General features: G+C 46.0%; 30 protein-coding genes. 28 read left to right on the top strand and 2 right to left on the bottom strand.

Annotation, left to right across the window (positions count from 1 at the left end; all coding sequences use genetic code 11):
- The first annotated feature begins 91 nt into the window (after positions 1-91).
- The 10 genes from HMPREF9065_RS03075 to HMPREF9065_RS09940 all read left to right on the top strand — a co-directional run bounded on the left by HMPREF9065_RS03075 (position 92) and on the right by HMPREF9065_RS09940 (position 5,843).
- Entirely contained in the window at positions 92-583 is a 492-nt protein-coding gene (locus HMPREF9065_RS03075; protein ID WP_021616468.1) for a phage virion morphogenesis protein, read from the top strand.
- Positions 584-809: 226 nt separating this feature from the next.
- The gene (locus tag HMPREF9065_RS03070) at positions 810-1,838 is read left to right on the top strand and encodes a peptidase (protein ID WP_033002619.1); all 1,029 of its coding nucleotides are present in this window, start codon (positions 810-812) and stop codon (positions 1,836-1,838) included.
- Positions 1,835-2,200 (top strand): capsid cement protein, encoded by a 366-nt coding sequence (locus HMPREF9065_RS03065; RefSeq protein ID WP_021616470.1) that lies wholly within the window; start codon positions 1,835-1,837, stop codon positions 2,198-2,200. The genes HMPREF9065_RS03070 and HMPREF9065_RS03065 overlap by 4 nt, the downstream gene beginning before the upstream one ends.
- Positions 2,201-2,262: 62 nt before the next feature.
- Complete coding sequence (locus HMPREF9065_RS03060; protein ID WP_021616471.1) at positions 2,263-3,189, top strand: major capsid protein; 927 nt, start codon at positions 2,263-2,265, stop codon at positions 3,187-3,189.
- Positions 3,190-3,198: 9 nt separating this feature from the next.
- Positions 3,199-3,711 (top strand): gp436 family protein, encoded by a 513-nt coding sequence (locus tag HMPREF9065_RS03055; RefSeq protein ID WP_021616472.1) that lies wholly within the window; start codon positions 3,199-3,201, stop codon positions 3,709-3,711.
- Positions 3,711-4,157, top strand: a complete 447-nt coding sequence (locus HMPREF9065_RS03050; protein ID WP_021616473.1) for a phage tail terminator protein — start codon at positions 3,711-3,713, stop codon at positions 4,155-4,157. The genes HMPREF9065_RS03055 and HMPREF9065_RS03050 overlap by 1 nt, the downstream gene beginning before the upstream one ends.
- Positions 4,154-4,432, top strand: a complete 279-nt coding sequence (locus HMPREF9065_RS03045) for a DUF7210 family protein (RefSeq protein WP_021616474.1) — start codon at positions 4,154-4,156, stop codon at positions 4,430-4,432. The genes HMPREF9065_RS03050 and HMPREF9065_RS03045 overlap by 4 nt, the downstream gene beginning before the upstream one ends.
- A 2-nt stretch (positions 4,433-4,434) precedes the next feature.
- A complete protein-coding gene (locus HMPREF9065_RS03040; RefSeq protein ID WP_021616475.1) occupies positions 4,435-5,181 on the top strand; it encodes a phage tail tube protein in 747 nt (248 codons plus the stop codon).
- 51 nt (positions 5,182-5,232) lie between these two features.
- On the top strand, positions 5,233-5,649 hold the full coding sequence (locus HMPREF9065_RS03035) for a DUF6631 family protein (RefSeq protein ID WP_021616476.1): 417 nt from the start codon (positions 5,233-5,235) through the stop codon (positions 5,647-5,649).
- Positions 5,628-5,843: a hypothetical protein gene (locus HMPREF9065_RS09940; protein WP_021616477.1), complete on the top strand. Its 216-nt coding sequence runs from the start codon at positions 5,628-5,630 to the stop codon at positions 5,841-5,843. The genes HMPREF9065_RS03035 and HMPREF9065_RS09940 overlap by 22 nt, the downstream gene beginning before the upstream one ends.
- 17 nt (positions 5,844-5,860) lie before the next feature.
- Here the strand turns inward: HMPREF9065_RS09940 and HMPREF9065_RS03030 are convergent, their stop codons facing one another.
- Positions 5,861-6,076 carry a hypothetical protein gene (locus tag HMPREF9065_RS03030; RefSeq protein ID WP_021616478.1) on the bottom strand — a complete coding sequence of 72 codons (216 nt, stop codon included), beginning with the start codon at positions 6,074-6,076 and terminating at the stop codon, positions 5,861-5,863.
- A gap of 14 nt (positions 6,077-6,090) precedes the next feature.
- Here HMPREF9065_RS03030 and HMPREF9065_RS03025 point away from each other — a divergent pair, with 14 nt between their 5' ends.
- From HMPREF9065_RS03025 to HMPREF9065_RS02950, 18 genes are all read left to right on the top strand, one after another.
- Entirely contained in the window at positions 6,091-9,408 is a 3,318-nt protein-coding gene (locus HMPREF9065_RS03025) for a tape measure protein (RefSeq protein WP_021616479.1), read from the top strand.
- Positions 9,409-9,419: 11 nt separating this feature from the next.
- Positions 9,420-10,418, top strand: coding sequence for a hypothetical protein (locus HMPREF9065_RS03020; RefSeq protein WP_021616480.1), 999 nt, complete (start codon positions 9,420-9,422; stop codon positions 10,416-10,418).
- A 1-nt stretch (position 10,419) separates the two neighbouring features.
- Positions 10,420-11,370, top strand: coding sequence for a hypothetical protein (locus tag HMPREF9065_RS03015; protein ID WP_021616481.1), 951 nt, complete (start codon positions 10,420-10,422; stop codon positions 11,368-11,370).
- Between the two features lie 5 nt (positions 11,371-11,375).
- Positions 11,376-13,064: a hypothetical protein gene (locus HMPREF9065_RS03010; RefSeq protein ID WP_021616482.1), complete on the top strand. Its 1,689-nt coding sequence runs from the start codon at positions 11,376-11,378 to the stop codon at positions 13,062-13,064.
- Positions 13,065-13,118: 54 nt separating this feature from the next.
- A complete protein-coding gene (locus tag HMPREF9065_RS03005) occupies positions 13,119-13,928 on the top strand; it encodes a phage BR0599 family protein (RefSeq protein ID WP_021616483.1) in 810 nt (269 codons plus the stop codon).
- 12 nt (positions 13,929-13,940) lie between these two features.
- On the top strand, positions 13,941-14,189 hold the full coding sequence (locus tag HMPREF9065_RS03000; protein WP_021616484.1) for a hypothetical protein: 249 nt from the start codon (positions 13,941-13,943) through the stop codon (positions 14,187-14,189).
- Between the two features lie 3 nt (positions 14,190-14,192).
- Complete coding sequence (locus tag HMPREF9065_RS02995) at positions 14,193-14,399, top strand: hypothetical protein (protein ID WP_021616485.1); 207 nt, start codon at positions 14,193-14,195, stop codon at positions 14,397-14,399.
- The gene (locus HMPREF9065_RS02990; RefSeq protein WP_021616486.1) at positions 14,399-17,185 is read left to right on the top strand and encodes a phage tail protein; all 2,787 of its coding nucleotides are present in this window, start codon (positions 14,399-14,401) and stop codon (positions 17,183-17,185) included. Before HMPREF9065_RS02995 ends, HMPREF9065_RS02990 begins: the two co-directional genes overlap by 1 nt.
- A 73-nt stretch (positions 17,186-17,258) precedes the next feature.
- Positions 17,259-17,399 carry a hypothetical protein gene (locus tag HMPREF9065_RS10230; RefSeq protein WP_021616487.1) on the top strand — a complete coding sequence of 47 codons (141 nt, stop codon included), beginning with the start codon at positions 17,259-17,261 and terminating at the stop codon, positions 17,397-17,399.
- 90 nt (positions 17,400-17,489) lie between these two features.
- On the top strand, positions 17,490-18,320 hold the full coding sequence (locus HMPREF9065_RS02985) for a hypothetical protein (protein ID WP_021616488.1): 831 nt from the start codon (positions 17,490-17,492) through the stop codon (positions 18,318-18,320).
- A 173-nt stretch (positions 18,321-18,493) separates the two neighbouring features.
- Positions 18,494-20,422 (top strand): TonB-dependent receptor plug domain-containing protein, encoded by a 1,929-nt coding sequence (locus HMPREF9065_RS02980; RefSeq protein WP_021616489.1) that lies wholly within the window; start codon positions 18,494-18,496, stop codon positions 20,420-20,422.
- A gap of 66 nt (positions 20,423-20,488) precedes the next feature.
- Positions 20,489-21,295, top strand: coding sequence for a hypothetical protein (locus HMPREF9065_RS02975; RefSeq protein ID WP_021616490.1), 807 nt, complete (start codon positions 20,489-20,491; stop codon positions 21,293-21,295).
- 475 nt (positions 21,296-21,770) lie between these two features.
- Positions 21,771-22,748: a FecCD family ABC transporter permease gene (locus HMPREF9065_RS02970; RefSeq protein ID WP_033002621.1), complete on the top strand. Its 978-nt coding sequence runs from the start codon at positions 21,771-21,773 to the stop codon at positions 22,746-22,748.
- 4 nt (positions 22,749-22,752) lie between these two features.
- Positions 22,753-23,487 (top strand): ABC transporter ATP-binding protein, encoded by a 735-nt coding sequence (locus tag HMPREF9065_RS02965; RefSeq protein WP_021616492.1) that lies wholly within the window; start codon positions 22,753-22,755, stop codon positions 23,485-23,487.
- Between the two features lie 27 nt (positions 23,488-23,514).
- Positions 23,515-24,525 (top strand): hypothetical protein, encoded by a 1,011-nt coding sequence (locus HMPREF9065_RS02960; protein ID WP_021616493.1) that lies wholly within the window; start codon positions 23,515-23,517, stop codon positions 24,523-24,525.
- Between the two features lie 14 nt (positions 24,526-24,539).
- Entirely contained in the window at positions 24,540-24,803 is a 264-nt protein-coding gene (locus HMPREF9065_RS0109510; protein ID WP_021616494.1) for an NfeD family protein, read from the top strand.
- 49 nt (positions 24,804-24,852) lie between these two features.
- Positions 24,853-25,485 carry an NAD(P)H-dependent oxidoreductase gene (locus HMPREF9065_RS02955; protein ID WP_021616495.1) on the top strand — a complete coding sequence of 211 codons (633 nt, stop codon included), beginning with the start codon at positions 24,853-24,855 and terminating at the stop codon, positions 25,483-25,485.
- Positions 25,464-26,027: a TorD/DmsD family molecular chaperone gene (locus tag HMPREF9065_RS02950; RefSeq protein WP_021616496.1), complete on the top strand. Its 564-nt coding sequence runs from the start codon at positions 25,464-25,466 to the stop codon at positions 26,025-26,027. Before HMPREF9065_RS02955 ends, HMPREF9065_RS02950 begins: the two co-directional genes overlap by 22 nt.
- On the opposite strand, the gene minC is transcribed toward HMPREF9065_RS02950, so the two are convergent.
- Positions 26,028-26,690: a septum site-determining protein MinC gene (gene minC / locus HMPREF9065_RS02945; RefSeq protein ID WP_021616497.1), complete on the bottom strand. Its 663-nt coding sequence runs from the start codon at positions 26,688-26,690 to the stop codon at positions 26,028-26,030.
- Positions 26,691-26,727 lie beyond the last annotated feature (37 nt).

Below are 26,727 nucleotides of genomic sequence, written 5' to 3' on the forward strand. Positions count from 1 at the left end.
CGCCGCCACAAGTGAGTCTCGCCGGGTGTGGGATTGGAGGTCCTGGCGGGGACTGCCCACCCGATGCGTTGAAATCAATATAGGAAAAAATATGACCGGAGTCAACATTGAATTGGATATTTCGGAGCTTAGCCAAGTGATTGATAAGGCCTTGGCGACATTAAATCGTCCGAAGCTGATGTTTGCCGAGATGGGGGAAGAGTTGCTGGCAATCCATTTCGCTCGGTTTGTTGCGCAGAAAGCTCCGGACGGCACGCCTTGGGCGCCTTTGCAGGATTGGTATCGCGACACTAAAAAGAAAAACGCCGACAAAATTTTAACCCTTGACGGACATTTGCGTGGTACACTGCGCTACCAGGCAAGCGATACTGGCGTGGTGTTTGGCTCTGACCGCCCTTATGCCGCAATCCACCAATTCGGCGGAACGATCACCGCAAAAAATGCCAAAGCGTTAAATATGCACGGACGCCCGGTGAAAAGCGTAACGATTCCTGCCCGCCCATGGCTCGGCTTGTCAGCAGACGATGAGCAACGATTAATTGAAATTGCCCGGAAACACCTAAAAAACGAATTTAACGTATAAAACGCGCGTATTAGCGTTTTAATCGTCACTTCGATAAGTTATAGCTCAAGTTCGTTTTAGCGTGTTTATAAACGTTTATAAACACGCTAGAAACGATAATCCCCCTCTAAATAATCTTGCCTTTGCAAAATTACCCCATTTAATAATTCCAAACGCGGAAAAAATACAAAATTTCGCCCCCTCGGCATACTGTGTCCATAAAACACACATCCGAGGTTATTTGCCAGTGAAACTCACCAAAATGGAAATTATGCGCGTCGGCACCCATACCGCAATGGACGGGCGCGAAATTAGCTTTTCTCAAGCTGATTTAAATGATTTAAGTGCACAATACGATCCAAAACTTTTCGAATCGCCGATTGTTATCGGTCACCCCAATCTCACCGCCCCGGCTTACGGCTGGGTGAAACAGACCAGTGTGGAGGACGGCATACTTTACGCCCACGTGGGACAAGTTGACGCAGCCTTCGCCGAGGCGGTGAATGCAGGACGTTATAAAAAACGTAGTGCATCCATTTTTCTGCCGGAGACCCCCGGCAACCCTAAACCCGGTCATCATTATTTACGTCATGTGGGCTTTTTGGGCGCAGTGCCGCCCGCTGTTAAAGGCTTGGCAGACGTGAACTTTGCGCAAAGCGATGGCGGCGACAATGCGTTTGCCGACTTTGCCTTTGACGAATCCGACTCTGCTAACCCATCAACACAGGAGAAAACCATGACAGAAGCAGAACAAAAAGCCGCGATTGAAGCCGCCGCCGCAAAATTGGCAGCCGATGAAATGGCGAAAAAAGAAGCCGACTTTGCCGCCCGTGAAGCCGCTATTGCGGAACGCGAAGATAAAGTCAAAGCCGCTGAGAACGAAAAGGCCAAAGCGGAAGCGGAAAAACAGAAAAAAGAAGCCACTGATTTTGCCGATAGCTTAGTGAAAGCGGGCAAAGTTTTGCCGGCACATAAAGCGGGCTTGGTTGAAGTGATGGTGCAATTAGGCAACGCGCCGGTGTCGTTTTCTGACGGCAATCAAACCGTCTCTAAGTCGTCGATTGACGTATTAAAAGACGTGCTCAACGCTAAACCGGTGGACTTTTCGGAAAAATCCGGCGAGCCGGGCGAAAAAGACAAAGACGCGGTGGACTTTGCCGACGGTGCGTCTATCGCCAAAGCGGCCACCGCGTATCAAGCGGAACAAGCGAAAGCGGGCGTTGAAATCTCAATGACCGATGCCGTTAATCACATCATGAAAGGAGCACAAAAATGAGCAATACCCCTGAATTAATCACCGCCTACGTTACTGAAGGCAAAATCGAAGGTTATCGCATTGTTGCCTTTGGTGAAGACAAAGACGGTGCAAAACAAGCGACCGCCGCCACCGATAAGTTAATCGGTATTTCCACCCGCGTGCCGAAAGACCCGGGCGAACATGTGGATGTAGTGCGTAGCGGTTTGTATCCGGTAATGTACGGCGCCGACATCAAACGTGGAGACCCATTAACAACCGACGAGCAAGGTCGAGCCGTGAAAGCCACCGCCAAACAAGCCTATATTGGCTTTGCCGAAGAAGACGGCGAGGAAGGTGATTTTGGCTCCTTGTACATCACACCGGGTTTTGCCGCCGAATAACCCGGTCATCAAAATTAAGCAAAAACTGTAATTAATTTTCACCTATTGAAAAAGGATTAAAAATGAGTAAAGCAAATTTTCCGGTTAATCCGGTTTTAACCGCCATTGCGATTGCTTACCGCAACCGCCGCATGATTGCCGATGATGTGTTACCCCGCACTGATGTAGGCAAGCAAGAGTTTAAATATTTGCAACATGATTTGGGCGAAGGTTTTACCGTACCTAAAACCATTGTCGGTCGTACCTCACGCCCAAACCAAGTGGAATTTAGCGCTACCGAATTAACCGCCTCCACCGAAGACCACGCATTAGATGCGCCGGTGCCTGTCGTTGACGCGAAAAACGCGCCGGCAAATTACGATCCGGACGGTCGTGCCGTGGAGCAAACCATTAACTTGATTGAGCTGGCGCGCGAAATCCGCACCGCAGGCTTGGTGTTTAACGAAAAATCGTATGTCAACGGAAATGTCAAAACCTTGTCCGGTAACGACCAGTGGACACATGATGATTCCGATCCAATCCGTCAACTGTTGGAAGCATTGGATGCGCCAATTATGCGACCAAATATCATGGTTCTAGGGCAAAAAGCGGCGACTGCGTTACGCACCAACAAGAAAATCATCAAAGCGTATAACGGTACGTTGGGTGATTCCGGCTTAGTGCCGTTGGAGTTTTTGCGAGAGTTGTTTGAGCTCGACCAAATCTTAGTTGGTCAGACGTTGGTTAATACCGTGAATCAGGCTAAAAAGCCGGTATTGGCGAACGCTTGGGGTGGTCACTGCTCATTGATTTATCGTGATGTATTAGCCGACACCCAACACGGCACTACCTTTGGCTTGACCGCCCAATTTGGTACCCGCGAAGTGCGCACCATCTTTGACAACGACATCGGCTACCGTGGCGGCAATCGTCACCGCGTCGGCGAGTCCGTTAAGGAGTTGATCACCGCGAAAGATTTAGGCTTCTTCTTGAAAGACGTTATCGCGTAAGGTCGCCACATGTATATCACACTGCAACAATTAGCTGAGAAGCCGGGCGTGATGGAACTGGCGCAAGTTACCGCGCAGGTGGGGCAACCCCCTGCCGACTGGCGCATTATCGGCAAAATCATTGACGGTGAGGATGTCGCCGGCGAACCACCGGTAGCGGTTGAAAAAGCGCAGCAGTCAATAGCACGCATTGAAGAAGTGATTGCCGATTCAAGCGCGTTAATTGACGGTTACTTGCGTCAACGCGGCTATAAGCTGCCGTTTAAGCAAACACCGCGCATTTTAACCACCTGGGCGCGCAGTCTGGTCCGTTACTACCTGCATCAGCATTTGCCGGCAAAAGAAGCGGATAACCCGATTGTGCGTGACTACCGCGATACGCTCAAATTGTTGCAGTTGGTTGCGGAGGGTAAGTTTTCGCTTGGTCTGGAAGATGAGCTTACACCCATCAGCGGGCTGCCGAAATTTAGCAAAAAAGCCAGCGACCGAGTGTTTACTGCTGAAACCTTGAAGGATTACTAATGCAATACGGACCGTTTGACATTAAGCATGTAATTGAGCAGCTCAAACCCCTACAGCCGGACCACATCCACACGTTGGGATCTACCGCTGAATATCGCTCTATCAGTGATGTGAGTTTGGCAGGTTTGGCAACGCCTGCGGTGTTTGTTGTGCCAAACGGCGAGGTGGGAACGCTCAATGATGTGGCGATACGTCAAATGGTCACCGTGAGCTTTTCGGTCATCGTTATTGTGCAGTCGTATCAGTACAACATTGAGACGCCGCATTTGAGCGTAAGTAATCCGGTTATCGGCAAAATCCGTGAGCAGTTAATGGGTTGGCGCCCACCGGTGCCGGGTGCAAAAGAAACCTTTTTTGTCCGTGGCGACATTGTGGACTATACCAACTCTTATCTCGTTTGGATGGAGACCTACCAAACCAAAATCATCATAGGGAAAAACCGATGAAGCAAATTAAATTAAACCAACCGCATGTCCATTCCGGTATTAGCTATGCCGCAGGTGATGTGATTGAGGTAACAGACGCTGACGCGGCGTATCTCATCCGTCATCAAATTGGCGTGAACGGAAAAAGTGCGGTGAAAAAATCGGATGAATCCGATAAGCCGACTGAGCAAGTGGCCTCAGAACAGTCCGCGGAATCCGAACAACAGCCAGGCGACAACGCCGAAAATTCGCCGTCTGCTGACGGCGAAACCGAAAATCAAAATCAAGGAGAATAATAATGGCACACATTGAAACGTATTCTTATGGACAGGGAAAACTCTATCTTGCCGTGCGTGACGCGATGGGCAATATCGGCGCACAACGCTGGGTAGGTGATGTGTCCGAACTATCTATTTCATTAACGGTGGAAAGTTTTGAGCATACCGAATCTTATTCCGGCTCCCGCCAAAAAGTCCGCAAAATTATCACCGGCAAATCGGGCGAAGTATCGGCTAAATTCCATGAGTTTAGCGCGGCGAATCTGGCGTTGTTGTTACTCGGTGAATCTGTAACAGTTTCTGCCGGTAGCGTCACGGACGAAAAATTGCCGGCAGTGATTAAAGCGGGTGATCGCATTACATTAGCGCATCAAGATGTGAGCGAAGTACAAATTGGCTCATTAGTTGAAGGTACGGATTACTCCGTAGAGCCAATTTTTGGTGCGGTGGAATTTTTGAAAGACATTGCCACCAATACCGATACTGTGGCGTATAAATACGGGCAGGTTGAAATCATTGCTATGCTCACCACTAATCCGAAAGATCTGTTTTTACGCTATGAGGGCATTAACTTAGCCGAAAACAACGAATGGACGGTGGTTGAGTTATACAAAATCAACTTCACGCCGACCGAAGCGCTGAGTCTCATCAACAATGAAAACTCGTTAGATGCGCTAAATACCAAAGCCACCGTGCTCGCCGACACCGCCAAAGTAGGCGACGTCACACTAGGTCGTTTTGGCCGCGTGATTAAAATCCGCAAATAACCTTCCCCGGGTAATACCCGGGGAACTTAATTCAAGAATCAAGGCTCTGTCATGACCGATAAAAACAAAGAACTCGAAATTCTATTTCCGACAGCTGAAATTGAGGTTGCCGGCGAGAAACTGGAAGTCAAGGAATACACGTTAAAGCAACAGTTGCAATATAACGCCAAATTTATGCCGTTTATAAACGCATTGCGCGCCAGTCTTGGTAACAATCAAGAGGATTTTTCGCTTGACGATTTAATGGTGTGTTTAAGTGCAAATTATCAAAATGTGATGGAGTTGGTAGCAATTTCAATCAATAAATCGGTTGAATTCGTAGAGAGTCTGGGTAACCAAGACGGCGAAGCCCTTTTGATTATCTGGTGGGGTGTGAATTCCGATTTTTTTACCCGCAAGGCGGTGCAACCTCTCGTCGAGAAGTCGGCGAAGGCAAATCTCGCCAAGTGGACTGGGGTGAAATTATAGAGTTTTTAATCGCTAACGGTCATCAATATCGCGAACTCGCTGATTATACCACTCGCCAGTTGCTGTTGTTTTATGAAAAAGCCCTAATTCGTTATCGTCGCGCGCGAGCTGACCGAACAATGGATGTATGTTATGGGGTAAACAGTGGTAAAGAAGGATTGGAAAGCTATATAAACACATTGACCGCCGATTAGCGGTCAAGTTTTAAAGGTTAGCGGTGCGGATGAAACAGCACGGCGATAACGGCGGCAGGAAACGGAAATTTGAAAACCAGTTTTAAAATGCCGAAGGTGGCACCGATTAACAATACGATCGCAATAAGACTACGAAACTCAATCACACCAAATAACACCATCAATAACGGGACGGTTATCGGCAATGTCGCGATAACCCATGCAACATAAGTCAATAATTTATCGTTTTTCATTATTTGGGACTCCCATGGCTGATAATTTAACGCTGGCACTGACAGTTAAAGCAGATTTGGATCGTGCTGTTAAAAATTTTAAATTACTACAGGCGGAAATGCAACGTACTGCCACTGCCGGCAATACTGTTGGGCGTGATGGGCGTAGCGGTGCACAAGGGTTAAATGAGCTTGGCAAAAGCGCTGACCAAGCGGCAAACAAACTGGGTAAAACCCGTGCAGGCGTTGAATCTATCAGTAAACAACTAGCTTTACTTAAAAAGCAAGTTGTGGGACTTGCCGCGCTATCAAAAATTTCGCTCGGTCTTGCCGGTATTGCCAACACCGCCGACGAATATAAAAACTATCAAGCCCGCATTAATCTTGTGTCGCGTTCCAACCGCGAAGCAAAAGGCACTTTTAAAGAGTTAATGCAAATTGCCGATGACACAGGGCAATTATTTAATGCTTCTGCCGAGCTTTACACCCGCACTTATCGTGCATTGGGTGATAAAGCAAATAGCGCCGAATTACTCCAATTTACAAAAACCATCCAACAAGCGACGGTGGTTTCCGGCGCAAATGCGACAGAAGCTGGTGCCGCGATTATTCAGTTGTCGCAAGGTTTGGCGTCCAGCACTTTACGTGGTGAGGAATTTAATTCCGTCGCCGAGCAAATGCCGATTATCCTTGAAATCTTACAAAAGAGCCTTGGTAAAACGCGTGGCGAATTGCGCAAGATGGCAGAAGCAGGAGAACTTACTCCGCAACTGATTATCGGTGCAATGAAAGAGGCACGAGATGAAGTACAGCGTCAATATGACGCCATGCCACACACTATCGGACGCGCAATCAATGAATTAAGTAACGCCTGGCTACAATTTATCGGACAAACCGACAAAGCTGTTCCGGTGATATCCCTTGTCGCCGGTGCGATTAGCGCATTAGCAAAAAATCTCGATGAACTCGGCACTGTGATGTTGATTGTTGCCGGTGCAGCTGCAGGTCGTTATCTCAGCAATATGACAAAGCTCGCCATTGAAACCGTTAAGAGCAATACGGCGACTGCGGTGAGTACCCGTAGTTTAATTGCTAGAGCGCAAATTGAAGCTAATGCCGCAAAAGCCGCTTATGCCATGGCGGTGGCGACTGAGCGAGAAGCCATTGCCACAGAACGCCTTGCCCTTGCCAATCGTAATCTTGCGACGGCAAAAGCAAGCGCCACCGCCTCCGGAATTGGGCAAAGTTTGCTGACATTAGCAGGTGGCAAGCTTGGGCTGGCAATTACTGCCATTACTGGGCTTTATCTTGCATACGAATATTTAAAAAACAAAGAAGAAGAACTAGAGGCACAGTATCAACAAACGTCCAACGCCATCCAATCAAATATTGATAAAACGCAAGGATTGATTGAGGCTCGCACTAAATTAGGTGAGCTTGGCGGGTTTACAGACCGTGTTATGCAGGTTGATGCCAATAAAAAGATCATTGAAGATGCGAAAAAAGACCTTGATGAACTTATTGCCCGTCGCGACGAATTATTGCATCAAAACATGATGAGCGACCTCGGTGGATTTATTAACACCGATGAAATCAACAAGATCAACGAGCAAATCAGCAATCTTGAGAAACATTTAAAAGAGCTCGGTGACAGCAATGTGGATTTGGCGAACCTTGTTAAAGAGCAATACAAAGCGGCATTCGATGAAGCCATTGCCGCCGGTGGCGAGCTTGCCGAAAAATTGAAAGCCTTGGGCGGTCCAGACGTGCAGGAAGCGCAGGATTTATTGCGTGATGTCATCAAGAAAAACGAAGGTGTATTGCAGGAAATGCAGGGCGAGCTCACTAAGCTCGAAAGCAAGTTAAACGGCGAGTTGGTTGACGCCACATTAACTGCTGCCCAAAAACTCGAACAGTTTAGAGATCGCGCTATTGAAGCGGCTAGACGCGCGGGAGACTCAGGAAAACTGTTACAACCTTTAATCGACGGCTTAAATCGTGTCATTGATCTGCAAAATAAAGTGGATGATGCAAAAGCCTCAAAAGATAACGCTACCCGACTTAAACAACTCCAAGCGGAAGCCGAAAAATCCAAACTTGATGCGCGCGGCAAGCGTGATTATGACATTAATCATCATCAGTGGGATAACGACGAACAGCGCAATCAGGCACTGGCTTACTCAGCGCAAATTGCCGCAGGTGAAAGCTATCGTAAAGCCCAATCTAAAACAAAAAAAACGAAGACCAAGGAATACGATGCCGCCGAGAAAAACCAAGCCCTCAACATCCAGTATTTGCGCCTGACGGGGCAGGAAGTGAAAGCCAACCTCACGGACATTGAGGGGCGTTATAACAAGCTCATCGCCGAGTTTACCAAGCACAGCAATGTGGACGGCATCAACTTGATTAAAAAAATCCTACCGCTAGAGCAAGCAAAAGCCCAAGTGGATGGCGTACAAAATGAAATCAACCGCTTGTATCAAAACCAAAGCACCCAAGAGCAACGTATCCAAGCGCAGGTGCAAGTGGGCTTAATTAGCCATTTTGAGGGGCAACAGCAATTAAAAGCTTTATACGCCGAAACTGTCGCAGAACTGGAAAAACAAATCCCCGTCCTTGAAAAACTGGCACAAATGCCAGGGGCACAAGGCGAGGCGGCGAGAAACTCACTCGAAAACATGAAGCTCAAAATTGCCGAACTTAAAACGGCAGGAAATGAGCTAGAAAAGGCGTTTAAAGAGGGGTTAACACAGGGCATCCAGTCATCTTTGATGGGGCTTGCGAATGGCACGATGACGTTAAAAGACGCAGTTAAAAACTTAGCAATAACGATTTTAAATGCCATGACGCAAATCGCCGCGCAACAGTTAGCAATGCAAGCTAGTAGTGCAATTGGCGGTTGGTTGGGCTTTGCCGGCTCTGCAGCAAGTGCAGCTGGGGGGACAGTGGCAGCAGCAACGGGCGGACATATTCGCGGTCCCGGCACAAGCACGTCAGACTCTATCCCGGCACGATTGTCTGACGGTGAGTTTGTTGTTAGAGCTGCGATGGTATCGCGCTACGGCGTTGACTTTTTGCACGCGATCAACCGGGGGCAACTCGGCAAATATGCTTCCGGCGGCTTAGTATCAAGCCCCGATATGCCGAGCTACCGCGAACCGAGTTTAAGCGATTCTTTGCGCGATGGTCGTGCGGGCTCGCAAGTTATAGCATCACCGGTCAATATACAACAAACGCTTGCGGTCGATAGTGCTGAGTTATTTACCGCGGGGCTCAAGACTAACGAGGGCATCAAAGCAGTCATCACTATGCTGCGCGCCAACAAACAAACCGTAAAAGATGCTTTAAATTAAGGAGTTACGATATGTCATACAAAACCGGCACCGCAAAAAATGAACGCGACTTGCTTGACATACTCAATAAGTTTTTAACCACCGACCCGACGCTTGTCGCTAACGGGCAGGCGTGGACGGTGCTACTTGACAAAACCGTAGCAAAAACTGCAACAGAAGAAGCTAAACGCAAAATTGTGTGGAAATCTACCGGAACCGGAGTTGAGCAAGATATTTATGTGATGTGTGAATCCGTCAATAGCATCTCGCAAGACATTTACAACCTTAACTTTTTCGGCGGTACATTTTTTAATGAGACATTAGTTGCCGGCGATGATGTGCAAGCGGGAATGATTAACCGTTCGCCTGGCGTTGTGCTATTTGCTGACGCTCGCCCGATTGACTATTACATGGTCGCCGATGGACGTTGCTTTAAGGTGGTGACACGTATCTCTAATGTGTGCTCAAGTGCCTATTGTGGCTTTATTCTGCCGACCGTACCGCCGACAGAATATCCCTATCCGCTTTGCATTGCCGGCACGGCGCCGACAAAGACACCGATTAGCAGTAGTAATAGTCCGATTTTGTTGCGTTACTCCAATACCGAGTCTTACAACTCCTCTATTGTAGATCCACTTAGCGGCAACTGCTGGCTGTTTACACCAGACCAAAGCTGGCGCGATTTTAGCGGATCGAATTACAGTAGATATAGCAATGATTCACAATTTCAAGCGCTTTATCCTATGGCAATTTCGCAAAAACACTCATCCCGCGCGTGGAATGTACTTAAAGCGGTGACTGCGTCACCCGGCGGACATTACCCACTTTATCCCGTAGAGTTTATGGGGCTGGCTGATGGCAGTCAGGGCATTAACCGTTGGGGCTCGTATGATGGCGTTTATTGGGTCCCGGGCGTGCAACGCGCGGTGGGAGATGAGGTAACATTGCCAAATGGCAACAAAGGCGTGGTGTGTAACGGCGCGTTTCGCACCACAACAACCGATTATTTTGTTTTAGAGCTTGGAGCGTAATATGGCGTATCAAACAGGCACCGCGACTAACGTCGCAGATTTACTAAGTAAGCTCGCCGAGTTTGCGGTTAACCTTAACTGGACTATCCAAAAAAATAGCACAAACGTGCTTTATTTAAGTAACGCAGATGGCTATTGGGCACTTGAGTTTAAAAACGATATGTTGTTTGTAATTGCCAGCGCCGGCGTTGATAAAAATCGCGACTGCTTCAATCAGCCTGGAGCCTCATGTAATAACTCTTACCTCAAAACAAAAACCCGCACGTCCCATTTACAAAACGGTAAATTTGTCAGTTATGACTTTTTCGGCACGGCGCAATACTTGCATGTGTGTGTGCAGTATCAAGCGGAGCGATTCCGCCATTTTGGGTTCGGCACGCTCAACAAAGAGGGGCAATATACCGGCGGACAATACGTTTTTGGGACAACAGTTGATAATAGTGCTTATAACCGTCCTCGCTTAAATAACTACCATACTTTCGGCATGTCTTCGGGGGATAATTCCTATGGGCCGGCTGTTCGCGCCGACCAAATTGGTGGGGATACTCGGGCGCCTTGGTATTTTTGTGCAGATACACGTTATGAGTACGCTTTGCCATCATCTGAGACCGGCTGTTATATGCTTACAAATGGACGTGCTGATGATCGCGAGCATAATCCGGACCGGATGTTATTAACCCATAGTCAAAGCAAATTCGGACAGCTAGCAATGCCGGTGCCTAATGCGGTGATCGCACAATGTAAAGATAACTTATTTCGCCGTCTCGGTACCGTCCCGGATCGCTATGAGTGCAAAATTGTCGGCATCGTGCCGCGCCAGAAATTACAAATTAACGGCGAGACTTGGATGTTTGTGCCGAGTGCGCAATATCAAACCGCCGCCACATCGATTGCGGCGGAAGGAAGCGAAAACTCCGGCGAATACGGCGTGGCATACCGTATTATTGAGTAATCCATATGGCTAAGATTAACGGATATAAGATTTCTAGCGGCGCCACCGTACAAATTAAAGATACCGGTTATCTTGACGGATTAGTTACGTATCGCGGCGCAAATTCCCGACTTGTTGCACAAAATGCAATAACCAACGGGCAGATTCACGCACGCAATATCAAAAATCAGACGTTGGGTGCGCAGGCGTATGTTATCCCTAACTATTACTCTGATCTTTACAAACGCATCATTGTTATCCCGCACACCGTCAATCTTGGCTCTATATCAACCGACCAGACTTTTAAAGTGCAAGTCTGGAATGCTAACAAAAGTGCAGTAAAACTGTTATCTGTTTCCGTGGTCGGCGGTGAGGGTATAGAGCTTGTCGGCCCTACATCCGGTACGTTTAACGCGCTCGCCCTTAAAAAATGGACGGTTAAAGTCGGCATGCAGGGCACCCCGGTGATTGATTGCGTCGTGACGTTTAACTTTTTAGGCAAAAGTCCCGTCACCTTACGCATTACCGGCTCGCGTTCTACCGACTGGTCGTTTATGCCCGACTGGTCGGAAGATGTCACCGAAAATCTCGAGTGGCTCACCCGCGTGCATCAATCCGTGACAGCCGCCGAACAGCGCATTGCGCGTCGTTTAAGTCCGCGCCGTACCTTTGAGTTTAAAGTGAGTTTTAGTGAGGTGGAGCGCCAGCTATTTGAGTCCGCCCTTTACGGCTACGGCTCGCGCGTATGGTCACTGCCGATTTTTACCGACTGTGCAAGACTGTTACAGCCTGTGCAACAGGGTGCGGTGGAGTTACCTATTAACACGGTGGGCTATGATTTTGCCGTCGGTGGGCGCGCACTTTTGATGACCGGAAGCAACAAAGAGATGGTTGAGATCACTACGTTGGAGCCAAGCAAAATCACGGTTAAACGCCCTATTGTTGGCAATTACGATCAGTCATTTACATCCATTTATCCGCTCCGCTCGGCGGTGCTCACAGATATGCCGCAAGTGCGCCGTTTAAGCGATAACGTATCAACCGCACAAATCCGTCTGCAACTGCACGAGCACAATGGCTGGAGCGATGATGTGAGCCATTTGCCGACATATCGCAATCACCCGGTGCTGGAGCCGACATCGGAGTGGTCGGAAGACATTACGGCGCAATATGCGCGGCTGATTAAGACATTGGATAACGAGACGGGCTTGCCGTACTACTTAGACACAGCCAATAAAGCTATGCAAATCACCGCCCACCGCTTCGTGGCAAGCGGGCGGGAAGAACAACGCAAGCTTCGCAACCTGTTTTATTACCTGCACGGGCGTCAGCGTGCAATTTGGGTTGCAACATCAAGCACCGATGTAACGCCCGTGGGCGATATTGTCGGCAAAGCTTTAGATATTGCTTACATCAACTATACCGGCGCACTGCAAAAACAGGCAGGACGGCAAGATGTGCGCATTGAGTGCACAGGCGGGCGGGTGTTTTATCGCCGTATTGTGTCATCCAATGTGATTGACTCAAGCACCGAGCGGCTGGCATTTGATGGTGACACGCTCAACATCAAACAGTCGGAGATTCTCAAGATTTCGTACTTGACGCTTTCCCGGCTTGAGAGTGACACAGTGAGCTGGGTGCATCACACCGACGCAGACGGTGCGGCAACCATCACGGTGAGTTTCCGCGGGCTCCGCGATGAGCTTGAGCCGTAAAAATATTTTTAAAAACGACCGCACTTTTAAAGAAGGTTTAAAGGATATTTAAAGATGAGTTATTTAAGCAAAACACATTCCATTTCCGAGGGGCAGCCGGTTAATCTGTATCAGTTTACCCGAGGGGACGGTGAGAAAATTTGGCGATTTTGCGACGCCGATATGGATTTAGAGATTAACGGCCAGAAATGGCTTGCAACGGCAATTAAAGATGAGCGAGGAGATGGCGGCGAAGGCAAAATTACAATTAAATTGCCTAGCAATAACCCGGTGGCGCGACTGTATCGAGGGCTTCCGCCGAGTCAAACGGTGACGCTTACAGTTATGCGCTTAAACTGGATGGATACTGAGATTCGGGTTGTGTGGATTGGTACGATTGTGGAGGCAAAACGCCCGGACATCGCGACCACACAACTGATTTCTGCCGCACTATCCGAAACGATGGAGAGCGCCGGTTTGCGTTTAACGTGGGGGCGTAACTGCCCTTATACACTGTATGACGTGGATTGCAAAGTTAAGCCCGGCAACTTTGTTGTTGCGGGGCTCACCATAAGCGCGATGGACGGTGTATCTATCACTGTTGATTTACCGCAAAATCTCCCTCAAGGCTGGTTTAATGCGGGGCTTATTGAGTGGACGGACGACGGCGTACGCGAGGTGCGTGCAGTGACTGTTCATCAAAATAATAAGCTCACGCTCATGGGCGGCACCCAAAAACTGTCTGTCGGCACGGTTATCAAAGTCTATCCAGGCTGTGACGGCCGCGCCGAGACGTGCCTTAAAAAGTTTAACAATATACTCAATTTCGGCGGCGCACCGCACATGCCTAATAAGTCGCCGTATGATGGTTCACGGGTATTTTAAGGAGGATTAATTATGTGGGCTGCAATCGGATGGGCAATCGTACGGATGGTAGTCGTGATGGCTATCAGTTATTTAGTCAGTCAAGCTACGGCGCGCAAGCAATCAAACAACAGCCCCGAAGCGGTCGGAGCCAAAGATTGGAACTTTCCACAAGTCGACGAGGGCACGCCGCAGTGCGTGTTTTTCGGCGATTGTTGGACTGAGGATTGGCAGGTGTTGGCATATGGCAATTACCGCACGACCGAGATTAAAAAAGGTTAAGTTATGGACAAGATGACTATCACAATGCAAGACATGCGCCGGGTAGATTTCTGCGCGGCGGGCGTGGAGGCGTTTTTTGTGCGCGAGGGCTTGGACTATGCCGATTTTTTAGCACACGGGATTGATTCTGAGGTGCTTTTAAACACGGGCAGTGTGTTTGCCCGTAAATGTATTAATGCCGCCATTGCGGCGCGTCAAGGAGATAAATAATGGGCGGTAAACGTGGTGGCGGGTCGGTAACGGTTGGTTATCGCTATTATTGGGATATCCAAAGTGGGCTTGGGCGTGGACCCGTGGACGAGATTGTCGAGCTCCGTGTTGATGACAAGACGGCCTATGTTGGCAAGCCCGGTGAGATTACGCACTCACAGGCGATTTATGTTGACAAGCCGGATCTCTTCGGCGGGGATAGCACCGGCGGCGAGGGTGGGATTCAAGGGCGCATGGAGATACTCATGGGTGAGCCCGACCAAAAGCCGACACAAATGCTGATTAATTTACTCAAAGGAGTTTATAACCCGGCCAGACTTGAGTGGTGGCAACGTAAACTAAAAGAGAGGCGAGGACGCAATACGCCCGAGATGGAGTTTCACTCTCCGGGCCCCGTAAAACCTGGCAAGTTAGAGGATGATGACAAAATCCCCGGTTTCCGCGGTGTCGTCACGACAGTGTTTAGCGGGTTGATTAGTTGCTATAACGCCTATCCCAAAAAGCATAGTTACCGCGTACGCAGAACGAATAAAGGCTGGCACGGCGGCGTGGTGTGGTACCCCGAAAAAGCTAAAATCTTGCTACGCAACGACAATCTCAAAATCAAGGGGTTGACTCCGGAGCAGGAGCAGAATGTACGCCAAATCCACGCGATGAATCCGGCACATATTTTGGTTGAGTGCGCCACGAATAAGAGTTGGGGAGGTAAAAAAGACCTCGCCGATTTGGATTTAGATAGCTATAAAAAAGCCGCTGATACGCTTTATGCCGAGGGCTTTGGCTTGTGTATCCGCTACAACCGACAAACCTCCATCAAGGAGTTCATCCAGCAAATTGTGGATCACATCGGCGCGGCACAATATGACAACATTGAGACAGGTAAACAGGCAATTAAATTAATTCGCCATGATTACAAGGTCGAGGATTTACCGCTGTTTACATACGATAACGGGATTCTTTCCGTACTCGATGACGACAGCGCGGCAACCGATAAGCAAGCCAATCAAATCATCGTCAAATACCGTGAGCCGGTGACTAACCGCGACGACCAAGCCATTGCTAACAATATCGCGGCAGTGCAAATGCATGGCGTAATTAGCAAAACGGTTGAGTACAAAGGGATTCCAACCTTTGATTTGGCTGCACGTGTGGCACAACGTGATTTAGAGATGATTGCCAGCGGCTTAACACGGCTCAAAATTACGTTTGATATGCGTGGTAGTGAGTTACGCCCGGGCGATGTTATCCGGGTCAATCTGCCTGAGCGTGATATTGTGGACGTGGTCTTTCGGGTGGGTGAGCTTAAAAACGGCAACGAGGGCGAGATTGTCGCTACTTGCTTACAAGATGTGTTCGGGCTTCCCGCCGCTAACTACTCTACGCAAAAAGGCGAGTCGCTTTATATCCCGCCTGATTACACCGCCAAACCGATTGAGCGTGCGCGGTTGTTTGAGGTGCCGTATCACGTGCTCCCCCTTGTGTTAACGGACGCAGAGCGCGCTTATATCAAGCCGACGGATTGTTTTGTTTGGAGCCTGGGCGCGCAACCTACCCCGCTTTCCGTTGGCTATGACATGTTAGTCAACGTAGGCGCGGGCTATGCGCAGACTGCGACAGGCTCATTCACGCCATGTATTGAGCTGGTCGGCGAGGTGAGCCCTTATCAGACTAGCATTAAGTTTAAGTTAGAGGGCGAGTATTCCGCCCTTGCGAGCGCCGAGGCACTCATTGTGGATGATGAGATTATCAAGATTGATTCCGTCGATTTTAAAGTTGGCACAATGACTGTGGGTCGCGGTTGTGCGGATACTATCCCGCAGGCGCACAAAGCGGGTTCATTGGCGTGGTGTTATCTACTTGCCGCCGGCACGGATGAGACAAAATACACCGTGGGCGAGCAAATCAAGGCTAAATTGCTCACCCGCACGGCACAGCAAACGCTTGATGAGAGCAAGGCCCAGGTGCTTACACTTACCACCCGTCAACGTCAAGCCCGCCCTTATCCGCCGGGTAAAGTGCAAATTGATGGCGGCTACGGCAACACCATTAATGACAAATTCGCATTTAAACTCACTTGGGCACACCGTGACCGTGATGTGCAAGCGGATAAGTTGATTCCGCATACGGATGACAGCACCGTTTTGGGCAAGGATGTCAGCTACAAAGTAGATTTACTGGACGGCGACAGCGTGGTGCGCTCAATCAGCACAACGGCAACCGAATTTACATACCCGGACGCCAAAAAAGTGGACGGCGAGCAATTTAGCCAAATAGCACTATATAGCACTCAAAACGGCTTACAGAGCCTTCGTCGTTATGTGTTCAAAGTCGGCGGCGCGCTGATGTTGCTCTATAAGTATGATTATCGTGAGACTTGGACCGAGGGCGATGACTTAATCAATAAGTATGATGACAATGATATCCCCGGCGGTAAATACCTTATGTTGTCAAGTAACGCTAATCCAAAATCCAACATTTACAAAGACTATGCAATACCCGCCAGTAAATATGCTCGTTTTGTGCTTGATTACAAAATTATGACGTATAACCAACGTCGCGGCAAATGCCGGGTGATTGTGCAACTGCTTAACGGCAAAAACGTGGTGCAATCATACGAGTCAGAGTTGATGGGCGACTGGCAAACTAATGACTGGCACCCGCAACAAGTTAGCGGCGCACTGCCGCCGGAAGTGACTACTATCCGCTTTAAGATTGTGCCGGAGGCGAATATCCGCAATAACGCACTGACATTTAGAGATATCACAATTAGAGTTGGGGAGGAGTAGCTTTCAAACGCTTTAAAAACTGACCGCACTTTAAAATGAAAAACAATTAACAACCCAAAATAAGGATTAAACAATGCAAGATAAAACAGCCACCCTCCGCAACGGCAATACAGGCACCGTCGTCTATGAGAGCCAATTTGGCAAGCTATTAATCGTTGAGCATAACGGCGATGAGCTACCGCCGACGCACTGGCACAACGCTAACGGCTCATAAAGCCCGCTTGATGTGGTTGACATTAACCAAGGATAGATACAATGCCAAACAAACAAACAAACAAACAAACAAACAAACAAGGAAGTAGTTATGTTTAAGCAAGCCCCATTACCGTTTGTCGGTCAAAAACGCATGTTTTTAAATCATTTTAAGGCGATTTTAAACGAGCAGATTCCGGGTGATGGTGAGGGCTGGACGATTATTGACACATTCGGTGGCTCCGGCTTGCTTAGTCATACTGCAAAACAACTTAAACCCCGCGCCCGTGTGATTTATAACGACTTTGACGGATACGCCGAGCGCATTAAGCATATCGACGACATTAACCGCTTGCGTGCGCAAATTGCCGCGTTATTAGCGGGTGTTCCGCGCCAAAAACGCGTCACCGATAAAGCGCTAAAAGCGCAAATTATCGACACAATCAAAGCGTTTGACGGCTACGTGGATTTAGCAAGTCTCACAAGCTGGCTGTTGTTTTCAGGTCAACAAGTTGGATCTTTTGATGAGTTGTGTAAAAAGGATTTCTGGCATTGCGTGCGCGCGTCTGATTACCCGTCCGCCGATGGTTATTTAGACGGCGTTGAGGTGGTTTCGGAGTCGTTTCACACATTACTGCCGCGCTTCACAGCCGACCCGCAGGCAGTATTTGTACTAGACCCGCCTTACTTATGCACTAAGCAAGAGAGTTACAAGCAGGCGCATTACTTTGATTTAATCGACTTCTTACGACTAATCAACATCACCCGCCCGCCGTATATCTTCTTTTCGTCCACCAAGAGCGAGTTTGTGCGGTTTATCGAGTATATGCTGCAAGATAAGGTGGATAACTGGCAGGCGTTCGACGGCGCGCAACGGATAGCAATTAAGACAAGCCTCAACTATCAAGGCGAGTACGAGGATAATTTGGTTTATAAATTCTGATGAATAATAGCAAGACCAAACCACTAAATTTTACGTAGCGTTATCTATAAAAAAAGAGAGGATGATTTAAACCCCTCTCTTTTTTTTGCAACTTCGTTTCACTATATGTAATAAGTTTAAATTTTATTTATTGCACAAAATGATGCAGATTTATTGCGCGCGGCATCACTAAAATGAAAAAAAATCTCATCACAACTGCAATGTTATTTGCCCTTCCAACGATAGCATTCGCCAATGAAAACACAAAAACCGAATTAGCTCCGATTGTCGTTTATTCTGCGTATGCCACACCGGTAAACCAAGACCAAACCGCGTCATCAGTCACCGTTCTCACAGAAAAAGATTTTGCCGAGCGCAATGCGACTTATGTGAGTGATGTGTTGAAAACCGTGCCAAGCCTTGCCGTAAGCACTTCAGGCGGTCGTGGTACATTGACCAACGTCTTTTTACGTGGTGCGGATGCAAACCACACTGCCGTGATTATTGATGGTGTAAAAGCCAATCCGGTTTCCGGCTACGGTTTTGATTTCGGTGGATTAGCTTTAAGCAACATCGAACACATCGAAGTCTTACGCGGTGAGCAATCTGCGCTTTGGGGAAGTGATGCAATGGGCGGTGTGATTTATATCACCACCAAAAAGGGCCTAGAAAAAGGCAAAACTTTCAATGTTGACTATGATTTTGGCACAGGATCTCACCGCACTGTTGATGGTTCATTAACCCTTTCAGGCTCAAACAACAATTTCTATTATGCTTTACATGGTGACAGCCACCACACCAAAGGCATTTCAGCACTCAGCAAAGACCGTTTTAACTACACGGCACAAGATGGCACAGCGGTCAGTACCGGTGGAGCAAGTGAGCGCGATAAATTCCACCGTGATAATACCTCTCTTCGTTTTGGCTATGACGATAACCAAAAAGGCTTTGATTTCTTAACTTCTCATAGCAGTCAAACAGCTAACTTTGATAACAGTGCAACAGATGAAAAAGGTCATTACACTCGCACACGTGATACCTTATTTAAATTAAGTGGTTTCTTAGGTAATGGCGATGAATTGCTTAAACATAAAGTTGGCGTAAGCCATATCAAAACCGACAGCGATACGGTTGGCTATGCCTCAGCTTACGATGCGAAAAAACTCAATGCGAACTATCAATTAGATGTGAATTTCGATCGTGAAGGCACCATCACGCAAGGTTTAAGTTTCTTAACAGACTATCAAAAAACAGATTTTAACTCGTCTTATTTCAATAATGCGGGTAATAAAAAGCTTATTGAGAAAAGCGTCGCGGCAGAATATCGCCTATTACACGATGCGGATCATAGTTTGAATGTGAGTGGTCGTTACACTGATAGCTCTGAATACGAAAATTCATGGACAGGTCGTATTGCCGGGGCTTATCGCTTACATAACAATGTGAAAGCACATGCAAGCATTGGTTCAGCAATTCAAAATCCGACAATTACGGAATATTACGGCTATAACGCACGCTATATCGGCAACCCAAATTTACAACCGGAAAAAAGCGTAGGGGGCGATGTTGGTTTCTTATTTGAAACAGATGATCACCGCCATAGTGTTGATATCACTTATTTCACGCGTAACGTGAAAAATGCGATTAGTAGCGAAGTGATTAATTCCGTCACCTATGCAAGCCGTGCCGTCAATCTTGATGGGAAGAGCAAGGTTAAAGGTCTTGAAGTGGCTTACAATGGTAAAATCACAGATGTATTAACCGCTTATGCGAACTATACATATACCCAAACCCGAGACAGCAAAGGGATTGAATTGGCACGCCGTCCGAAACATTTAGCCAACACAGGCTTAGCCTATCAGATTACTGAAAAATTGGGCGCAGATGTGAATTTGTCTTACACCGGCAAACGTATGGATACCTACTATTCACCAAGCTACAGTACACATAAAGTGAAATTGCCATCTTATACCTTGGCAAACGTAGGCGTGAATTACAAAGTGGCGGAGAGTTTGACGGTTTACGCAAACCTCAACAACGTATTCAATAAAAAATACGAAAACGTTCTTGGTTACGGCCAAGAAGGGCGTAATGTTTACGTTGGCTTGAAAGGATCGTTCTAATCATAAGGCGGGCTTTGGTCCGCCGAATTTTTTTATTGTGGCGGGCTGAAAACCCGCCTTCGTTATATGAAAAAAACATCCTTTATTTTCACCGCACTTTTTCTTTCCCTTTCTGCACACGCTGAGCAATTTGTTTCGCTCACCTTGTGCAGCGACCGACTGCTTGCGGAAATTGCCCGTCCGGAACAAATCGCGGCGATGTCGCCTTACTCTCAAAATCCGCGCATGATGCTGGATAAAATTAATCGAGACAAGCCGATCCTTGAACCGCAACTGACCGCATTGTTGCCTTATTTGGATAAAACCCTGTTGATTGATGAAACCTTTTATCCGCAATTGGTCGCCGATTTAAAACGCCTTGGCGTAAAAATTGTGCCGATTAATGACAGCCCACAAAGCGCTGAAGAATTATTTGAACTGCTGTTGCAACTCGGGAAAATCACTGCTAATGAAGCTCATGCGGAACAGTTGGTAGCAAAATTAACATCACAAAAGACCAAACTGAATGTGTCCTTGACCGATACGCTAATGTTATCGGAAACCGGCGCAGTGGAACCCATTTTCCCGCAATATAACGTGCTGTTAGCATTGCTTGGTTTAACACCGTTAAAATACCCATTGACCCCGCAAAATTTTTCATTGGAAAAAGTGTTGCTCGCCCAACCTAACGGGTTAATCGAAATCACTGACCAGCAAAGCTATAACGAACAGGCGGAATTGCTTGACCATCCGCTGTTAAAAAAATACTTTGAAAATCGACCGCACTTTCGCATTCCGATGAAATATACTTATTGCCTTGATCATGGCGTGTGGCAGGGGGCAGAGATGATTTATCAACAATCTAAGTCATGGAATTCGACAAATCTCCCTTGAATGAGACAAATCTCCCCTAACCCCTCTTTACTAAAGAGGGGGATTTTCTTTAGTAAATTAACCCCAGATGGCATATTTACCTTTTTTGTGTATGAATGACTAAAATGAAAGGCATCAGAATGATAAATTATCGATACAATAGCCCTCTTCAGTAAAGAGGGGAATTTCGTTATTAAATTAACCCAAGATGGTGAGTTTATAACTTTTATGTATGCATGATTAAAATGAAAGACATCAGAATGATAAATTATCGATACAATAGTCCCTTTTAGTAAAGAGGGGAATTTCATTATTGAATGAACCCTAGATGGCATATTTACTGTTTTTATGTATGAATGATTAAAATAAAACATCAGACTGATAAGTTATCGATACAACAGTCCCCCTCTTTAGTAAAGAGGGGTTAGGGGAGATTTAACAAAGTGAAAACGAAAAACATACCAAATGATCTTTGGATTGCATAGGAAATAGCGCCTTGACAAAAACACAAAAATTAAACGCCGCACTTTTCTCATTCTTGCTGTTGATAACAGGCATTGCCCTTTATCATCAACTTGGCGATTTTGCGCATCTCAAAAATGCGGATGGGGTGCTCACTGATATGCGTTCGCTTGTATTGTGGGATGTTCGTGTGCCGCGCATTGGTTTAGCGATTTTAACCGGTGCCAGTCTTGCCCTTGCGGGCAATGCCATGCAAGGGATCTTCCAAAATCCATTGGCAAGCCCCGGTTTGCTCGGCAGTAGTGCCGGAGCAACGGCGGCCAGTGTGCTCGTTCTTTATTATTTTTCTGTGCCGTTTACGGTATTGCTATTTGGCGGTGTTTCGGGGGCATTAGCGAGTTTTCTATTGGTTTATGCCATTGCCAAAAATCATGGCACGACCATGATGCTCCTCAGTGGTTTAGCGGTGAATATGTTACTTGGCGCCGCCATTGCGTTGTTGTTATCTAACGCTGAAAGCCCTTGGGCGCTAGCAGAGCTTTACCGTTGGTTACAAGGTTCATTAGTGTGGGCGAAGCTTGACACTTTGGTGATTTCACTGCTGATTGTTCTGTTTGGTTTAGTTTGTTTATACCGCGAACGTCGTTATGTGGATTTACTCAGTTTCGGTGAAGAGACCGCCGGCACCATGGGGATCGATCCGAAACGCAGTTTTTTTATCACCACCTTTGGCGTTGCGTTGCTCGTCGGCGCAACTATTCCACAAACGGGTGCCATCGGTTTTATCGGCTTAATCGCACCGCACTTTGCACGAATTTTATTGAAGCAACGCCCATCACAACTTTACATAACAAGTGCCTTATTTGGGGCCTTATTGTTGCTCATTGCGGATCTTTGTGTGCAATATGTGCCGTTTTTCTCTCACATTTACATCGGCACACTCACGGCAATGATTGGTGCGCCATGCTTGATTTGGATTTTATTGACGGAACAACGCAGATTGGCAAGGTAACTTTATGATCAAAATCGAGAATCTCTCCCAACCTTACGGGTTAAAAGGCATTCACTGCACTATCCCAACGGGCAAATTGGTCGGCATTATGGGTGCTAATGGTGCGGGTAAATCGACGTTGCTGAAAACCCTCGCCGGTATTTTGCCTATCGAAAGCGGTGAAATTTGGTTCGACAATTACAAATTAACCACAATGGCCGCGGAACAAAAAAGCCAACAGTTAGCTTACCTTGCACAAAACACGGAAATTCACTGGGATTTATCTGTGTATGATGTTATCGCGTTGGGGTTACCGAATCCGCTTAATCGAGCCAAAGAACAAGAAAAAGTGCGGTCGATTTCAGAAACATTTTCCGTTTCACATTTATTAGAAAAATCCTTTCGCCAACTTTCCGGCGGCGAAAAAGCCCGTGTACAACTTGCCCGTTGTTGTATCAAAAACGCCCCTTTATTGCTTGCTGACGAACCCATTGCCGCCCTCGATCCGTTTTATCAAATCGATATGATGGAACAACTGAAATCTCTTACGCCCAGCCACACCTGCGTGGTCGCAATCCATCACCTTTCTTTAGCCTATAAATTTTGCGACGAAGTGATTTTATTGAATCAAGGACAAATCATTGCGAGCGGAGAAACGACAAGCGTATTAACGGCTGAGCATTTGGCAAACGCATTTCATATTCATGCGGATATTAATCAAGAAAACAAAGTATTGGATAACATCACTAAATTAGTATAATAGCGTGCTTTTTAAGACAAGAGAGAGATGATGAAATTTTTATTTATTCTTTTATATTTTTCTTTTATTTCGACTTTCGTATCTGCTGAAGTTGGGAAAACCTATTCACTTCGTTCCAGTGAATTTACTTACCGAAATGAAGGCGAAAAAGAGAAAGCCGAAAGCCAAGCATTAAAAATGTTGCAAAAAAGCTATCAACGTTTTCCGGATGTGGATAACTGTTATGCCGGCAAGGTGACAGAATTAGAGAAAAGACGGGCGTTGAAAGAACTTAATTTAATTCGTCAAGCTCACGGTTTGGAAGCCGTAGGTTATGATGAGACAAAAGATCGTTTTACCACGGCCTCGGCATTAATTTCATCGGCGAATCGGTTGTTGGATCATTATCCTTCCTCTCGCTTGAAATGTTATTCGAAAGACGGATATGAAGGAAGTCGCCATAGCAATATGCATTTAACTTCTGATTATATTGTGTTTCTACCGGAGAATTTTGCCGAAAAAGTCATTGATGAATTAATTATTGACGATAATGTGTTTTCATTAGGCCACCGATTATGGTTTTTAGATCCTTTTTTAGGGGATATTTCCTATGGACGTGTTACTCATGTTGATAATCATCAGCGTGTGGCTGATGCGGTAAGTATTTATATTAGCAATACAAGACAAAATATTATAAATACCAAAGCCGATTATATTGCTTATCCGGATAAAAACTACCCTTCAAATTGGTTTACTTTAGATTGGTTTCTTCATTTTTCAGTCATTGCAGATAAATCTTCCAGAGAAAAGAATATTACTTCGGTAAATTATGCCAATGCGAGTATTTCTGTCAGCTCGGCAGATGGAAGAACGATGCGTGTGCATAGCATAAAATATACAGATCCTAATAAAGATAAAGACTATATGGGGTTAGGAAATCATATTCAATGGCGTGTTGATGGTCTTCAAAAAAATAAAAAATATTCTGTTAAAATTAAGAATGTGATGATCAATGGAACACCAAAAGATTATGAGTATTGGTTTAATATCACAGATTAATTGAGAGAATATTTATGATTGAATGGTTAATTAGTTTCAAGTTTTTTTCCTGGCTTATTCACTGGGATATTTTACGCTACCTGATTCATTGGAATGAGTGGCATTGGTTTATGTTAGGCAGTGTTTTACTTGTCGCAGAAATCGCCGTGCCCGGGATGTTTTTATTATGGTGGGGACTTGCGGTAGCGGTGATTGCCGGGGTGATGAAATTGATTTTACCGATTCCTCTTTTTGTTCTGGTATCAATTTATATTGCGATCATTCTTGTTTTAAAATAATGCATTATTCAGCCAGTTTGATTAAATGCGATAAAATTTAAGGAATAAAATGAAACATTTGATTATTTTTGCTCACCCAAATTCACAGAGTTTTAACCGCACTTTAGTGGAGGAAGTCATAAAAGCGACCCGGCAAATCGGTGTGGAAGCAGTGATTCGTGATCTATATACATTAGATTTTAATCCGGTGTTATCTTGGTCTGAATGGAGTGCAACAATGGATGGCATTGTGCCGGCTGAGATTAAGTTTGAGCAAAAATTGATTGCAGAAGCCGAATTAATTACCTTTATCTACCCACTTTGGTGGATGGGATTCCCGGCAATATTAAAAGGGTATTTAGATCGTGTGTTAAGTTACGGCTTTGCCTACAAAAATGAAAATGGTGCGTCTGTTGGTTTGCTGGGAAATAAAAAAGTACAGCATTTTATTACCATGGGAAATAGCATAGAAAAATATCAACAACTGGCTTTTGATAAAGCTTTGCAATCTTGTTTGGTAGAGGGATTATTTAGTTTTTGTGGAATAACGGATATTCAACATCATCTTTTTGGTAATATTCATTTATTAGATGATTCGGGTTATCGATCTGTGTTAACGGCGGCATTTGAAAAAACACAAGAAAATCTCACCGCACTTTTATCAGAGAAGGACAAAAATTCATGCAAGAAAAAATCCAATTAAATCATTTCTCTTTAATTAGCCGATTATTTGGAAATTTATTTTATCGCCAGCCAACAGACAATATTCTTTCTGGCGTATTTACATGGTTACAACAACAGCAATTATCTGAAGTGTGGCCATTAACGGAAGATGCAGAAAGTCAGCAAGCTTTAGACGCATTACAAATGCCGATAGATTTAACGCTTTTGGAGAAAGAATACCAAAAGTTATTGGGTGAGAAAGGCGCAGTGGCAACGCAAATTTCTGCTTATGATATTTCAGTGGCGGATTTTGAAAACTTTCGTCAAGAACGTAATTTACCGCCAAGTGATAACCTTGATCATTTTGCCATGTTGCTTTTAACGGCCTCATGGTTAGAAGACAATGCCGATTCATTATCCGCGCAACAAGACTTGTTTGAACAGTTTTTATTGCCTTGTGCAGCGAAGTTTTTAAACAAGGTGGAACAATCGGCAGGACTGCCATTTTATCGTGCGTTAGCGTATCTTACACGCGAGATATTATCCGCCATGGCAGATGAATTGGAGTCTGTTGACTTGTAATTAGAAAGGATGAAAACTCAACTGCTCCTTTTCGGCAAAAATCCTGACGGAACGATATAAAAATTCCGTTGGGATTTTTTCTTTATAGAGAAAACGGCTGTTGACGGCGATAAATTCCGCATCTAAATATTGTGTATAAATCGAACCGGAATGACTATTGACACCTGCCATGGCACGTCCTAATAATTCGCCATAAATATGGATATTGCCATCTGCAGCGACTTCAGCACCTTGTTCCACATCGCCATGAATAATCAAATCACTGTTTTTCGCATAAATAACCTGTTTGTCGATAACATTATGCGGCACAATTTTTGTGGGTAAATTGCGAGGCTCCGGAAGGATTTCAGAGAGGTTATTTACATTGCCAAGAATAGAGAGATTGGCGGCAAGAATAAGTTCTCTTTGCAGATGATTTTGCCAATCTGCCACGCCAATAAGACGAATTTGATATTCTGCCAATAAGTCTCTTAATGCGATAAGATTGACTTTTTCCAGCATCGGATTGAACTGCAAAATCACCTCAATATTTTTAAATAATGATGGCGAGGTTTTGCTTTTCTTTGCCAATGCGCGCTTAATGGCCGTCAAGCTTGAACTATTAATACTGATAAACAGCGCAGAAAATTGACCTGTTCGTAGTTCGATAATATCTTGAGCCATAAGCAAAATTCCAATGAAAAGAGTTGCTTAATGATAA

Source organism: Aggregatibacter sp. oral taxon 458 str. W10330, from assembly GCF_000466335.1.
In the GTDB taxonomy this organism is placed as follows: domain Bacteria; phylum Pseudomonadota; class Gammaproteobacteria; order Enterobacterales; family Pasteurellaceae; genus Aggregatibacter.